This window comes from Rhizobium sp. BK529 (genome assembly GCF_014194105.1).
In the GTDB taxonomy this organism is placed as follows: domain Bacteria; phylum Pseudomonadota; class Alphaproteobacteria; order Rhizobiales; family Rhizobiaceae; genus Rhizobium.
Window position 1 is genome coordinate 3,234,389 of the sequence record NZ_JACIAU010000001.1, and the last position, 13,228, is coordinate 3,247,616.

At 60.1% G+C, this 13,228-nt stretch carries 16 protein-coding genes; 7 read left to right on the forward strand and 9 right to left on the reverse strand.

Annotated elements, in window-relative coordinates:
* Positions 1-7: 7 nt before the first annotated feature.
* The 5 genes from FHX08_RS16225 to FHX08_RS16245 form a co-directional block, all read right to left on the reverse strand.
* Entirely contained in the window at positions 8-760 is a 753-nt protein-coding gene (locus tag FHX08_RS16225; protein WP_184327316.1) for a CpaD family pilus assembly protein, read from the reverse strand.
* Entirely contained in the window at positions 757-2,268 is a 1,512-nt protein-coding gene (locus FHX08_RS16230) for a type II and III secretion system protein family protein (RefSeq protein WP_409527398.1), read from the reverse strand. Before FHX08_RS16230 ends, FHX08_RS16225 begins: the two co-directional genes overlap by 4 nt.
* Positions 2,269-2,273: 5 nt before the next feature.
* Positions 2,274-3,089, reverse strand: a complete 816-nt coding sequence (gene cpaB / locus FHX08_RS16235; RefSeq protein WP_184327318.1) for a Flp pilus assembly protein CpaB — start codon at positions 3,087-3,089, stop codon at positions 2,274-2,276.
* 110 nt (positions 3,090-3,199) lie between these two features.
* Entirely contained in the window at positions 3,200-3,712 is a 513-nt protein-coding gene (locus tag FHX08_RS16240) for a prepilin peptidase (protein WP_184327319.1), read from the reverse strand.
* 114 nt (positions 3,713-3,826) lie between these two features.
* Positions 3,827-4,003: a Flp family type IVb pilin gene (locus FHX08_RS16245; protein WP_184327320.1), complete on the reverse strand. Its 177-nt coding sequence runs from the start codon at positions 4,001-4,003 to the stop codon at positions 3,827-3,829.
* 393 nt (positions 4,004-4,396) lie between these two features.
* Here FHX08_RS16245 and FHX08_RS16250 point away from each other — a divergent pair, with 393 nt between their 5' ends.
* The 7 genes from FHX08_RS16250 (at position 4,397) to FHX08_RS16280 (ending at position 9,936) form a co-directional block, all read left to right on the forward strand.
* Positions 4,397-4,795, forward strand: a complete 399-nt coding sequence (locus FHX08_RS16250) for a pilus assembly protein N-terminal domain-containing protein (protein WP_184327321.1) — start codon at positions 4,397-4,399, stop codon at positions 4,793-4,795.
* Between the two features lie 113 nt (positions 4,796-4,908).
* A complete protein-coding gene (locus FHX08_RS16255; protein ID WP_184327322.1) occupies positions 4,909-5,541 on the forward strand; it encodes a TadE/TadG family type IV pilus assembly protein in 633 nt (210 codons plus the stop codon).
* Positions 5,541-6,122: a TadE/TadG family type IV pilus assembly protein gene (locus tag FHX08_RS16260; protein ID WP_184327381.1), complete on the forward strand. Its 582-nt coding sequence runs from the start codon at positions 5,541-5,543 to the stop codon at positions 6,120-6,122. Before FHX08_RS16255 ends, FHX08_RS16260 begins: the two co-directional genes overlap by 1 nt.
* Positions 6,123-6,316: 194 nt before the next feature.
* A complete protein-coding gene (locus FHX08_RS16265) occupies positions 6,317-7,537 on the forward strand; it encodes a phosphopentomutase (protein WP_184327323.1) in 1,221 nt (406 codons plus the stop codon).
* Positions 7,534-8,502: an adenosine deaminase gene (locus FHX08_RS16270; RefSeq protein ID WP_184327324.1), complete on the forward strand. Its 969-nt coding sequence runs from the start codon at positions 7,534-7,536 to the stop codon at positions 8,500-8,502. The genes FHX08_RS16265 and FHX08_RS16270 overlap by 4 nt, the downstream gene beginning before the upstream one ends.
* Positions 8,503-8,613: 111 nt before the next feature.
* The gene (gene upp / locus FHX08_RS16275; protein WP_132653234.1) at positions 8,614-9,243 is read left to right on the forward strand and encodes a uracil phosphoribosyltransferase; all 630 of its coding nucleotides are present in this window, start codon (positions 8,614-8,616) and stop codon (positions 9,241-9,243) included.
* A 159-nt stretch (positions 9,244-9,402) separates the two neighbouring features.
* Positions 9,403-9,936: a TIGR02281 family clan AA aspartic protease gene (locus FHX08_RS16280; protein ID WP_132653040.1), complete on the forward strand. Its 534-nt coding sequence runs from the start codon at positions 9,403-9,405 to the stop codon at positions 9,934-9,936.
* Positions 9,937-9,941: 5 nt separating this feature from the next.
* Here FHX08_RS16280 and deoA read toward each other — a convergent pair whose 3' ends face one another.
* From deoA to FHX08_RS16300, 4 genes are read right to left on the reverse strand one after another with little or no spacing between them, the layout of a single operon-like run.
* Positions 9,942-11,249 (reverse strand): thymidine phosphorylase, encoded by a 1,308-nt coding sequence (gene deoA, locus FHX08_RS16285; protein ID WP_132653041.1) that lies wholly within the window; start codon positions 11,247-11,249, stop codon positions 9,942-9,944.
* 1 nt (position 11,250) lies between these two features.
* The gene (deoC, locus tag FHX08_RS16290) at positions 11,251-12,027 is read right to left on the reverse strand and encodes a deoxyribose-phosphate aldolase (RefSeq protein ID WP_132653042.1); all 777 of its coding nucleotides are present in this window, start codon (positions 12,025-12,027) and stop codon (positions 11,251-11,253) included.
* A gap of 20 nt (positions 12,028-12,047) precedes the next feature.
* On the reverse strand, positions 12,048-12,842 hold the full coding sequence (locus FHX08_RS16295; RefSeq protein WP_132653043.1) for a purine-nucleoside phosphorylase: 795 nt from the start codon (positions 12,840-12,842) through the stop codon (positions 12,048-12,050).
* Positions 12,839-13,228, reverse strand: a complete 390-nt coding sequence (locus tag FHX08_RS16300) for a cytidine deaminase (RefSeq protein WP_132653044.1) — start codon at positions 13,226-13,228, stop codon at positions 12,839-12,841. Before FHX08_RS16300 ends, FHX08_RS16295 begins: the two co-directional genes overlap by 4 nt.

The window sequence follows — 13,228 nt, forward strand, 5'->3', positions numbered from 1 at the left end:
CGCCTGATCAGAAACCGGTCTGACCGGATTCGACATCTTCGATCGTGCTGGTGGTCGTCCGGTATTCCTGGATCGCCTCGTTACGCCGCTCTGCGTCGATCGGAGTCATGCCGCGCGGAGCGATGAAATCTTCCGGATTGGCGACCTGAGCGGCTAGGTTGTTCTGCGAGGCGCAGCCGAAATTATAGTAATTCTGGTTTGTGAAATCGGCGGCAATATCCCGCGGCCACTGGCCGCACTGGGTCGTCACCGCGGTCGTGCCGGTAAAGCTCAGTCGCAGCGGTGCAGAATCCAAAACGCCCGTTGCCGCATAGGATGTATTGATGATCTTGTTGCTGGCGATGCCGCGCGAGGCAAGTTCGGCACGGACCTGGCTGCGCAAGGCGCGGGCGGCTCCCGCATTCGGCGAGCCTTCCGGAGACAGGATATAGACCGGGCCGGATGCCCGCGACAGGTAGTTCTGCGCAAAGCCGCGGATCATCTCGCGCTGGGCAATAGAGAGGCGGCGATCGGTAGAGGCGACGGGGATGTCTACGGTTTGCTCGGCTTCGGTAACGACGATCGGATGACGCTCCCGGTAGTCGTCGGGAATCCCGCCGGTCGTCAGCTGATCGCGCGGTCCGGCGCAGCCGGAAAGCATTGCAACGGCTATGGATGCGGCCACCAGCAGAGGTTTTGCAGCGCAGAAATGTCTCGCATTCAGATGGACCATCGCCTGATCTCTGTTCTTTCTCATCGGTTCAGACTGCGCCCCGCTCATTTGTAGATAAATCCGATGGAACCGTGGAACTGCGCGTCGGCGATCGGCGCCTGGGGGCTGCCGTAAACCTTGTTGACGCGATTCATGAAGAAGGCGGACGCATCATTCGTCGGGCTGAAATTATCGTCCGGCCGATTGAGTTGATTGCGGGCCACCGGACGCACCAGGTAGGGCGTCGCAATGATGACGAGCTCTGTTTCCTGGCGTTCAACTCCCTTCTGGCGGAAGAGCGTGCCGAGAAGCGGTAACTTCGAGACGCCGGGCGTGCCGTTCATCGTCTGGGAAATGTTGTCGCGGATGAGGCCTGCAAGAGCGATCGAACCACCGGAGGGAAGTTCGACCGAAGTTTCGGCCGACCGGCGCTGATAGGTTGGCGCAGCGCCCGATACCGAGGGCGCCGGTTCGGAAACATTGGTCTTGATCTGAAGGCTGATGCGACCGGAAGACAGGACCACCGGCTTGAAGGCCAGATTGATACCGTAATTATAGGGAACGACCGTGACGTTGCCCTGATTGTCCGTCGTCGAATAGAGAACCTGACCGCCGGAATTGAACGTCGCAGCTTGACCGGAGATCGCCGTCAACGTGGGTTCAGCCAGCGTGCGCACGACCTTCCCCTGCTCCAGTGCATTCAAGTAGGTCGATATATCGTACTTGCCGATCGAATTCTTGAAGAGCGCGGCAAGGCCCCCACCGACGACGGATGTGGCGCTATCAGCAGATGGGCTGCCGAGCTGTGCGACCGTCATGCCCGAGGAGTTGGTGACGAGATTGTCGAAGCCTAGCTGCTTCAGCACTTCGCGGCGAACCTCGGCGATCGTCACCTTGAGCGTAACCTGGTCTTCGCCCTGGATCTGCAGGAGATTGACGACCTGAGAGACCTGGCGGTTTTCGGCAAACAGTGCAACGGCGCTATCGCCCCCCGTACCGGAGGCCGTCTCCGTGCGCGTCGTGGCTTCGCCGCCTTTCAGGAAGGCTTCGGCAAGCGAGGCTGCCTGGGTCGCATCCTGCGGCGTGCGGACGGTGCCTGTCAGAACGATATTGTCGGAGACGATCTCGACCTTGATAGCGGAGTCCGGAATGAAGCGGCGCAGATTGGCTTCGAGACCGGAGACATCGCGCTCAATCTCGATGTCGAGGCTGACGACCTCCTCGCCGCTCGCGCCGAAGACAAAGATATTCGTCTGCCCGACCTTCTTGCCGAACAGATACATGCGCCGCGAGGTGCGTGTCACGGCATCCGCCATGCTCGGATCGGAAACGAGAATGTCATGTGCGTCTTCCGGCAGGTCGACGACCAGAGCCTTGTTGAGGCCGAGTTTCAGACGACGATGTGCGCCCGGGCCACTTTGAGAAATGCGGATGAGGCTTTCCGATGCGGCGCTCGCCTGCTCTACGCCCAGGAGCGCGGGAAAGGATAGCGGCATAATACCCGTCGCGGCCATTGCCAGCGAAAGGCAGCCGGTCAGGAAAAGCCTGGCGCGCTGTTTTGAGTTGCCCATCTGCATTTCCCTTACTCTGGCTTCACTGAGCCGGTGGCATCCGTGACGATGGAGCCGGATTTGATGACCTGAATGATTGCGCTGCCGTTATCGCCGCTCAGCAGATAGTCTGCCGCGCTGGTATCCTGCTCCTGCGCATCGGCAACCGAGCGCAGGGCAAGCGACAGGCGATCTGCCATTTGTTGGGCAACGGCCAGAACCTTTGTCTGATCGGGAGTCAGTTCCAGCGTTGCGGTGGTGCCGACGGCTGCCTTGCTGCCGTCCTCCTTTTCCTCGATCTGCTGGTCGATGGCGAGGACGCGAACGTTGCTGAGCACGGTCTCGGTGATGTATTTGTCCGTGCCCTGCCCCTTGCGCACCATGATGACGTCGACGCGGTCATTGGGGAGGATGAAGCCGCCGGCGCCGGTCGCAACGGAGATTTCGGTCGCAACGGCCCGCTTGCCGGCGGGCAACAGTGAAGACAGGATGCGGCTGTTGGAATCGGCGACTTTTTCCGGACGGATCGGCTCTCCTTCGAAGACGGGCAAGCGCACAACAGCCCCTTGCAGATCCTTGATGGCGTCCGGCTGATCAGTCTCGGTGATAAAACCCTGGACAACGCCATTCTGCGGCCAGGCCATCCAGTGAACGGCTTTTTCGTCCAGCCTGGCACCAACGGGAAGATTGGCACTTGAGACCAGGACGTTGACGGTCGGCTCCTTCTCGATGACGGACTGGATTTTCGTCACGACGCCTCGATTGCCGGCCATGTTCATTGCGAGAAAACCGGCAAGGCCGGCTGCCACCACAGCGACAGCTAGGATAATAAGGCGGGCCGGTTTCATTGATCATTCCTTAGGGCACGACGCGTTCGCCCCGCAGAATGCTCAGGAATTGGTATAATTATGGTTAATGGAACACTTACACTTTAAGTTAACGGCCGATTAAAATGCCGTTATTTCAGGCTTTCCAGTGCTGCGATGAACAGCGGTGAGGATGGGAAAGCCAGAAAGCCGCCGATCGCGATGGCAATGCCATAGGGAATCTTCTTGGCGAGCAGGAGCGAATTGGGCACGGGGAGACCGATGGCCAATATCATATTCGACTGCGACCGGATCAACAGGATCGCCAACGTGACCAAGCCACCGATGACACCAACATAGGTCAGAAACGACAAGAGAGCGGGATCATAACCAAACCAAATCGCGGTCGCGCTCAAGAGTTTCGCGTCTCCGCCGCCCATCACATTGAGGGCAAAGAGAGCAAAGCAAATGCCGAAGACGATGGCGGCAGCAAGGGCGTGCATTCCGATAGCGGGAACAGCAAGGCCGCTCAACGGCGCCAGCAGGGCGAATGAAATTACCAGGATCAACGATACCCTGTTGGGGATCGTCATCGTCAACAGATCGGATATGGCTGCAAAAGCAAGGCAAAGCGGAAAAATCAGAAGGATTGCGGCTACGATCATCTTCTCACCTCCCTAAGTCCTCCAGTGCCCGTGCCCAAAACAAATAGGCTCACGGCGGTTCGCTCGTGAGCCAGATGCTTTTAGACCGGAGCCGTGCCCCGCATCTATCCGGGCTTAGTTGACTGCAGAGTCCAGCTTGTTGCCCAGCTCGACGAACGTAGAGTTCAGCTTACCACCGAGCGTGGTGGCGCCAGCAACGAGGGCTACGGAAATCAGGGCGGCGATCAGGCCGTATTCGATTGCGGTCGCGCCGGATTCATCCTTCAGAAAACGGCTAAAAAGCTTGGTCATGGCTACTTCTAACTCCAGTTGATGTTCAGCACGTCCGCCAACTGTTTGCCGTTGATCGGATGCCCGCAACGTATCGAATGGCCGTTTCCATCGACTTAATGAAATGCGTTAACAGGATATAAACGAGACAACCGCCCCACTCAGGGTAAGTAACTCCTTACCGCGTTGCTTGCATTTTTAAATGAATTTCCGGAAGAAATGTGGACCAATAGCTTCCAGGCATCCAGTAACGGCACAGATTTCTGCCACTCGTCGATTTCACGCCCCGCCGGCGCGAACCGAAACGATCCAATGCGTTTCACTCGTGAACATGGCATTGGAAGCTTAAAGCTTCGTTCACCATTTTTTTCCATTCTATCTGCAATTTGCATTGCGATCGTGAAAGAGGCCAAAATGCCATCGAACGGCAAGACCGTTTTCTTTGCCTGGGTGATTGCGGCTCTCACGGCATCCACAGCCTTCGCCCAGGAAGACATGCTGCGCGTCTATATGGATCACGCGCGCGTTTTGAAGCTCGACCGTCCGGTCAGCAAGGTCATCGTCGGCAATGCCAAGGTTGCCGATGCGACGGTTGCCGATGCCAGGACGATCGTGTTGACAGGCCGCAGTTTCGGCACGACCAACATCGTGCTGCTCGACGGCGATGGCAACGCCATTCTGGACGAACGCATTCTCGTTTCCATCGACGAAGGCAATACGGTGCGTGTCTATCGCCAGACAGAGCGCTCGGTTCTTTCCTGCACCCCCAACTGCGAACAGCATGCGCAGCAAGGAGCCGCTTCCACAAACTAGCCGATATGAAAGAAACTCACGCGCATTCGTTAAAATAGCTGCTCCGGCCTGAAACGGAAAATCAACGAACACGCCCTAGTGTGGCGCCCGAAGAACATTTTCGAGGCCAGACTATGGCGATCAGTGAGCAGGAGACGGGCAAGGTGCGTGTGTCCCTCCGTTTATCCAGACTTCGCGCCCTGGCCCGCTCGCGCGATGGTTCCGCCGCTATCGAATTCGCGTTGCTGGCTATCCCCTATTTCATCGTCATATTCGCCATCCTGGAAACCTTCATCGCCTTTGCGGCGGAAGAACTCGTCTCGAACGCCGTCGATACGATGAGCCGCCAGATGAGGACAGGGCAGATCACCTTCATCGATTCCACCCGCCCGACCTATAAGACGCAGACGCAGTTCCGACAGGCTTTCTGCAACGAGATCTCGATCATCATCCGTTGCTCGGAAACGGAGGCGGCAACACCCAGTAAGCTCTACCTGGATGTACGGAGCTTCACGACCTTCGCGTCAATTCCAACCACCATCCCGAGAGTATCTGCGGACAAATATTCCGATCTCAAGATTTCGGATTTCAAGTTCACGCCCGGCGGCCCCGGCACGATCAATATGGTGCGCGCCTATTATCGCTGGTCCATCATTGTCGACCTCGTCCGTCCCTATGTCACCGGCCTTCGCCCTGTCGGCAGTTCCATGCCGAGCGAATACCTCATCGTTGCGACGGCAGCTTTCCAGAACGAACAGTATCCATGATGGCGCGCTGCGGACTTCTCGTATGGCTGGCTTCGACGACGCGGCGCTTCGCCCGCGACAGGAAGGGCGTCGGCGCCATCGAGTTTGCAATCATCTTCCCGGTTCTGATCATGCTCTATCTGGGCGCGTTCGAGATCACGATCGGGCTCAGCGTCAGCAAGCGCACGACACGTGCCGCCGGCGCGATCGCCGATATCATCACCCAGCAGCAGAATGTCACCAAAAGCTCGCTCGCCGATATCGCCAAAGCCGCCCCGGCAATCTTCGCGCCTTATGACAGTTCCGATCTGTCGCTGAAGGTCACAGCAATCCAGATCGACGGCAGCGCAAATCCCACGGTTCTCTGGTCCTGGGCCCCGAGCGGTACGGCGCCCTATGCCAAGAACAGTGCGGTTTCCGGTGTGCCTACGGAAATGAAGAAGGCAAACAGCTTCCTCATCCGCACCGAACTCAGCACGCCTTATACGCTGTTCGTCTTTGCCCCCGATTTCATGCCGTCCGGGATGCGCACCATCACGATCAGCCGCAGCTATTTTTATCGCCAGCGGCAGAACGACAATATCCCCTGCGGCGACTGCTAGAGTCTGGCGCGCCTTTGCGCGACATGCTCTCTGTCTAGCGCATGTCGTTATCCCAAAAACCGCTACGCACTATTGCGCGACATGCGCGCGCTTCCACACCTCAGATTTGCCAAGCGGTTTCCGTCATTATATGGCTGGGCGTTATTCAGATCGTTCCAGCCGAGGCTGACGACAGTAGATAATGCGGGTGAAAAATGGCGCGTGCCTTTCTCTTCGTTCTGGATTCCTTCGGTGTCGGTGGGGCGCCGGATGCGGCAGCCTATGGCGATGAAGGCGCCGATACGCTCGGCCATATCGCCGAATTTTGTGCGGCAGGTGCCGCTGACCGGACGGGTCTGCGTTCCGGTCCCCTCTCGCTGCCGAACATGTCGGCGCTCGGCCTATTGCATATTGCGCGGGCGGCTTCCGGCCAATTTCCCGCCGGCATGCCGCTGCCGGACAGGATTTACGGTATCTATGGCGCCGCCAACGAAACCTCGCGCGGCAAGGATACGCCGTCAGGACATTGGGAAATTGCCGGAACGCCCGTTACCTTCGACTGGGGCTATTTTCCGAGCGAGGGCGATGCCTTTCCACCGGTGCTGATCGAAGCGCTCTGCCGGGCGGCCGACGTGCCCGGCATTCTCGGCAATTGCCATGCTTCGGGGACCGAGATCATCGCCCGCTACGGCGAAGAGCATATGCGCAGCGGCAAGCCAATCTGCTACACATCAGCGGATTCCGTGTTCCAGGTCGCAGCTCACGAGGTCTATTTCGGCCTCGATCGCCTGCTCAAGTTTTGCCAGATCGCCCGCAGCCTGCTCGATCCCTACAATATCGGCCGCGTCATCGCCCGGCCCTTCATCGGCCAGAGCGTCGCGACCTTCCAGAGAACGGGCAACCGCCGCGACTTCTCGGTGCCGCCGCCGGAACCGACGCTGCTCGACCGGCTGGTCCAACATGGCCGGAATGTGCATGCGGTCGGCAAGATCGGCGATATCTTCGCCCATCAGGGCGTTTCCCGGGTCATCAAGGCAAACGGGAACGATGCGCTGATGGATGCTTCCCTGGCTGCCATCGACGAGGCGGAGGACGGCGATCTGGTCTTCACCAATTTCGTCGATTTCGACATGATCTACGGCCATCGCCGCGACGTGGCGGGCTATGCCGCCGCGCTCGAAGCCTTCGATGCGCGCCTGACGGAGGTTCATCAGAAGCTGCGGGAAGGCGACCTTGTGATCCTGACGGCCGACCACGGCTGCGATCCGACCTGGCGCGGCACCGACCATACGCGCGAGCGCGTGCCTGTTATCGCCTACGGTCCCGGCATCCGGTCACGCTCTGTCGGCGTGCGCCGGACCTATGCCGATATCGGCGAAAGTGTTGCGCGCCATCTCGGCATTCCCGTAGGCCCGCATGGAAGGAGTTTTTTGTGACGTCGCATTTGAAGAAGGTTGAGTTGCATTGCCATCTGGAGGGTGCGGCCCCCCCAGACCTGACGGCTTCGCAGGCCCGTAAATACGGCATCGACATCAGTGCCCATCTGCAGGATGGCGTCTACGTCTGGCACGATTTTGCGAGCTTTCTGGAATGCTATGACAAGGTGTCCGAGGTCTACAAGACCGAGGAGGACTATGCGCTGCTGACAGAGACCTATCTGGAGGAGCTTGCCGGCATCGGCACGATCTACAGCGAACTCATCGTTTCCCCCGACCACGGCAAGCGCATCGGCCTCGGCGCGGATGCCTATATCGCCGGTGTGTGCGAGGGCATTCGGAGGGCAAAGGCAAAGAGCGGCATCGAGGCCCGGCTGATCGTGACCGGGGAACGGCATTTCGGCCCGGAAAGCGTGATCGGCGCTGCCGAATATGCAGCAAAGGCCGATAATCCGCTGATTACCGGCTTCAATCTCGCCGGCGAGGAGCGGATGGGCCGCGTTGCCGACTATGCGCGTGCCTTCGACATCGCCCGCGACGCCGGGCTTGGCCTGACCATCCATGCCGGCGAAGTCTGCGGCGCCTTCAGCGTCTCGGATGCACTGGACGAGGTTCGCCCCGCGCGCATCGGCCATGGCGTACGGGCAATCGAGGATGCCGAACTCGTCAAGCGTCTGGCTGATCTCGGCACCGTGCTGGAAGTCTGCCCCGGTTCGAATATCGCGCTCAGGGTTTTTGAGAATTTCAGTTCGCACCCGCTGCGCAGGCTGAAGGACGCGGGCGTCAAGGTGACGATCAGCTCCGACGACCCGCCGTTCTTCCATACGTCGCTCGAGCGGGAATACGAGCTGGCCTCCGGTGCTTTCGGCTTCAACGATGCCGATATCGATGCGATGACGCGCACAGCTATCGAGGCAGCGTTCGTCGATGAAGAGACCCGCAAGGCGCTGCTCGCGCGCCTTTAACGGGTGCGCTGGATTGTTAATGGTCCAGGCAAATCAGCCTCCGCTCTTGAAGTGGAGGCGGTTTCCATGGAAGAAACAGCCGATAAGAACAAAGAATTGGAAGGTTTCCCTATGGACGGCGTCACAGTCATTGATCATCCGCTCGTGCAGCACAAACTCACCATCATGCGGCGCAAGGAAACCTCGACGGGCAGCTTCCGCCGGCTGTTGCGCGAGATCTCGACACTGCTCTGCTACGAGGTGACGCGCGATCTGGAATTGACCATGGAGACAATCGAAACGCCGATCCAGGAGATGCAGTCGCCGATCCTGGAAGGCAAGAAGCTGGTTTTTGCCTCCATCCTGCGCGCCGGCAACGGTCTCTTGGAAGGCATGCTCGATCTCGTACCGTCTGCCCGGGTTTCGCATATCGGCGTCTACCGCGACCATGAAACGCTGCAGCCGGTGGAATATTACTTCAAGGCGCCCGAAGATGTGGCCGAGCGCCTGATCATTGTCGTCGATCCGATGCTGGCGACCGGCAATTCCTCGATTGCCGCCATCGACAAGCTTAAGGAGCGCGGAGCGCACAATATCCGCTTCCTCTGCCTGTTGGCCGCTCCCGAGGGCCTCAAGAACTTCCGCACCGCGCATCCCGACGTTCCGGTCTTTACCGCCGCCATCGACAGCCATCTGAACGAGAGGGGCTATATCGTGCCCGGTCTCGGCGATGCGGGCGACCGGATGTACGGCACTAAATAATTTCGACTTCGTTTACCAAATCGAAAGACTTCCAAGGCCCGGTCGTCCATTCCGGGCCTTTTTAGTGTTGCGATTAGCAACTTCTCAGCACTTGCGGATTAGCTGCTTGAAGCATGGGGTTCCGCATGAGGCGGGGTTATACAGGAAGGATTTCTGTTCATGCTCATGCGAGCTGTCCTATTTGCCGGCATAGCGGCGGTGCTGGCGACACAAGTGCCTTCCCTGCTCGCAGTCGCGACACGGCAGCCTGGCAATACGATCTCCCCCAACTTCGTCTCGACCGAAGATGACCCACCTGACGCTTCTGCACCGATCGCCAATGGTGGCACGATGCGCCTGCAGGCCGATGCGCAGGGTCACTATACAGGCAACTTCAGGATCAACGGTAAGCCGGTGCAGGGGCTGATCGATACAGGCGCCACCTATGTCGCGCTGAACGAAAGCCTTGCCCGCAGGCTCGGTTACAGCGGCAACCAGCTTGACTTCCGCTACGCGGTCAATACGGCCAACGGCCAGACCAAGGCCGCGCATGTGACGCTCGACCGCGTGGAAATCGGCGGCATCCGTGTTCGCAGCGTCGAGGCCTTCGTGCTGAAAGACGAGGCGCTGAGCGGCACGCTGGTCGGCATGAGCTTTCTGCGGAAGCTGGCCTCCTACTCCGTCGCCGACGGTTCGCTCAGCCTCAAACAGTAGTTCGATCAGATCCGGCCGGCGATAACCGGAAGCAGGGCCGGTTTCTCGTCGGCAATGCGATAGTTTGCGGCAAGTGCGGCCACAGCTCTTTCGGCGGAAGCCTCGTCGGCCGCGTGAACGAGCGCGATCGGATCGCCTTCATGCACATGCGTTCCAAGCGGCAGCAGGCCGGTGAAGCCGACGCTGTGGTCGATTCTGTCGGCTGGATGGCGTCGCCCGCCGCCGAGGTCGATGACGCTCACGCCGACGTCGCGGGCGTCGCAGGCAGCGAGCCAGCCGCCGCGGGATGCCGGAATAGCCCGCTCTATGGGGGCTCTGCGCAGGTAGGCATCCGGCCGCTCCAGAAGATCGGCGGGGCCGCCAAGCATATGCACCATGCGTGCGAAGATCTCCGCAGCCCTGCCGGACGAAAGTGCCTCCTGCGCCTTGCTCTCCGCCTCGATGAGCGAGCCGGCAACACCCGATTGCACAAGCATTTCGGCGGCAAAGGCGAGGACGACGGTTTCAAGCCGGGTGCCGGCCTTTCGGCCTGCCAGAAAATCGAGGCAGTTGCGTACCTCCACGGCATTGCCGGCACTGTCGGCCAGCGGCTGGTTCATGTCCGTTATCAGCGCCGATGTCTTCACGCCCGCGCCGTTTGCGACCTCGACCAGCGAATGCGCCAGAACAGCCGCCTGCTCCGGATCGGCCATGAAGGCGCCGTTGCCGGTCTTGACGTCGAGCACCAGCGTCTGGAGACCAGCAGCGAGTTTCTTGGACAGGATCGACGCCGTAATCAGCGGGATGGAATCGACGGTCGCCGTCACGTCGCGCACGGCATAGAGCCGGCCATCTGCTGGCGCCAAGGCGCCTGTCGGGCCGATGATGGCGCAGCCGACGTCCTTCACCACCTTGCGAAAGAGCGTGGCATCCGGATTGATCGTATAGCCTGGAATAGATTCGAGCTTGTCCAGCGTACCGCCGGTATGGCCGAGGCCGCGGCCGGATATCATCGGCACCGCCAGACCGCAGGCGGCGGCGATCGGGGCAAGCATCAGCGAGACGTTGTCGCCCACCCCACCGGTCGAGTGTTTGTCGGCAACGGGGCGGTCAACGCCTGCCCAGGAGAGCATGTCGCCGGAGCGCGCCATGGCGAGCGTCAGCGCCACCGTTTCCGTGCGCGACATGCCCTTGAACCAGACCGCCATGGCGAAGGCACCGATCTGGCCTTCCGACAACTCGCCTGCCGCAAGCGCCGAGATGAAGGCATCGATATCGCCTGACGGCAGTTCGGCGCCGTTGCGCTTCTGGCGGATGATCTCCTGCGGGATCATCTCAATAGCTCGAGGCAACCGCCGGCTTCGGTTCCGTGCCGCTGAGCACGGCGAGGATATTGTCGAGCAGGCCAGAGGCGCCGAAACGGAAGGTGGAGGGCATCGGCCAGTCCGGCGTCATGATAGTTTCGGCCAAACTCAGATAGAGTGCCGCATCGGCGACGGTCGAGATACCGCCGGCGGGCTTGAAACCCACCTTGCGGCCGCTCTCCCTGATGGCGCGGATCATGATGTCGGCGGCTTCCAGCGTGGCGTTGACGGAAACCTTGCCCGTGGAGGTCTTGATGAAATCGGCGCCTGCGTCGATCGCCAGCTGCGAGGCGCGTCGGATGAGGGCCGCGTCCTTCAGTTCGCCGGTCTCGATGATCACCTTCAGGAGCACAGGTGCTACGCATTCGGCGCGTATGGCCGAAACCATGTCGATGACGGCCTTCTCGTTGCCCGCAATCAGCTTACGATAGGGAATGACGAGATCGATCTCATCGGCACCGTCGGCGATCGCCTCGCGGGTTTCGGCGGCGACATCGGCGATTTCCATATCGCCGGACGGGAAATTGACGACGGTTGCGATGCGGACTGGGTGACCTTTGCCGAGCACGGTGCGGGCATGGGCGACGAAACGCGGCCAGATGCAGATTGCGGCGCTGTTGCCATAGGGCGTCTGCGCACGGGCGCAAAGTGCATCAATCTGTTCCTGCATGCAGTCGTCCTTCAGGTTGGTGAGATCGAGAAGGGAAAGGGCGACAGCGGCCGTTTCCCGGCTGGAATGGCTATTCATTTCGCTTCCTCCACCGGCAATCAGCTTCCGGCAATCATTTCTTTGAGTATAGCGGCAAGACGGGCACCGCCAACCGGCGCCATATCCTTGGTTTCTTCGTGGCTCAGCTCGTTTCCGGTCATGCCAGCCCCATAGTTGGTGATTACGGAGGCAGCCGCAACCCTCAGCCCCAGCATTCTTGCAATGATGACCTCCGGCACGGTCGACATGCCGACCGCATCGGCGCCGAGAATACGGGCCAGGCGGATTTCGGCCGGCGTCTCGAAGCTCGGGCCGGAGAACCACATGTAGACGCCGCTTGCGAGCGGGATATCCAGCTTCTTTGCTGCATCTCGCATGGCCGCCGAAAGCTCAGCGTCATAAGCATTGGTCATACCGACGAAACGATGATCGCTCTCTTCGCCGATCAGCGGGTTCATGCCGGAATAATTGATATGATCGGCAATCTGCATCACCGAGCCGGGCGGTATCTCCTCTTTCAGAGAACCGGCCGAATTGGTGAGGATGAGGGCTTCGACGCCGAGCGCCTGCAGGACCTCGATCGGCAGGCGCATGGCGTTTGGGTCGCCCTTTTCGTAATAGTGGACGCGGCCCGAGAGCATGATGACCGGCACCGAACCGAGATGGCCGGCGACGACTTCTCCGGCATGACCGGAGACGGCGCTGACGGGAAAACCCGGCAGATCCTTATAGGGGATGCAAACCGCACCGGTGATCTCTCCGACGAGCGAGCCAAGGCCGGAGCCGAGCACGATGCCGTATCGCGGCTTCAGCCCGCCGAGCAGCGCCGTGAGCAGATCGATAGTCGCAATCATCCGAGTTCGGTCTCAAAGCTGAAGGGAAGAAGCTCATCCATGGTCATGGTCTTCTTCACGCCGGTCTCGTCGCAAAGGTAGATCTTCGTGCCCTTCGAGGCGAATTCCGAAATCTTCTGCCGGCAGCCGCCGCAGGGCGGGCAGAGCGGCAGCTTTTCGGCGATGACGGCCATTTCGACGATCTTCTTGGCGCCGCCCATGATCATGGCGCTGATTGCCGTCGGCTCGGCGCACCAGCCCTGCGGGAAGGAGAGGTTCTCGATATTGGCGCCGGTATAAACCTTGCCGTCTTCGGCGCGGATCGCCGCACCGACCGGAAACTTGGAATAGGGCGCGTGCGCGAAGGCCATGGCGCCGCGAGCGGCTTCGAACAGGTCGTGGGACAT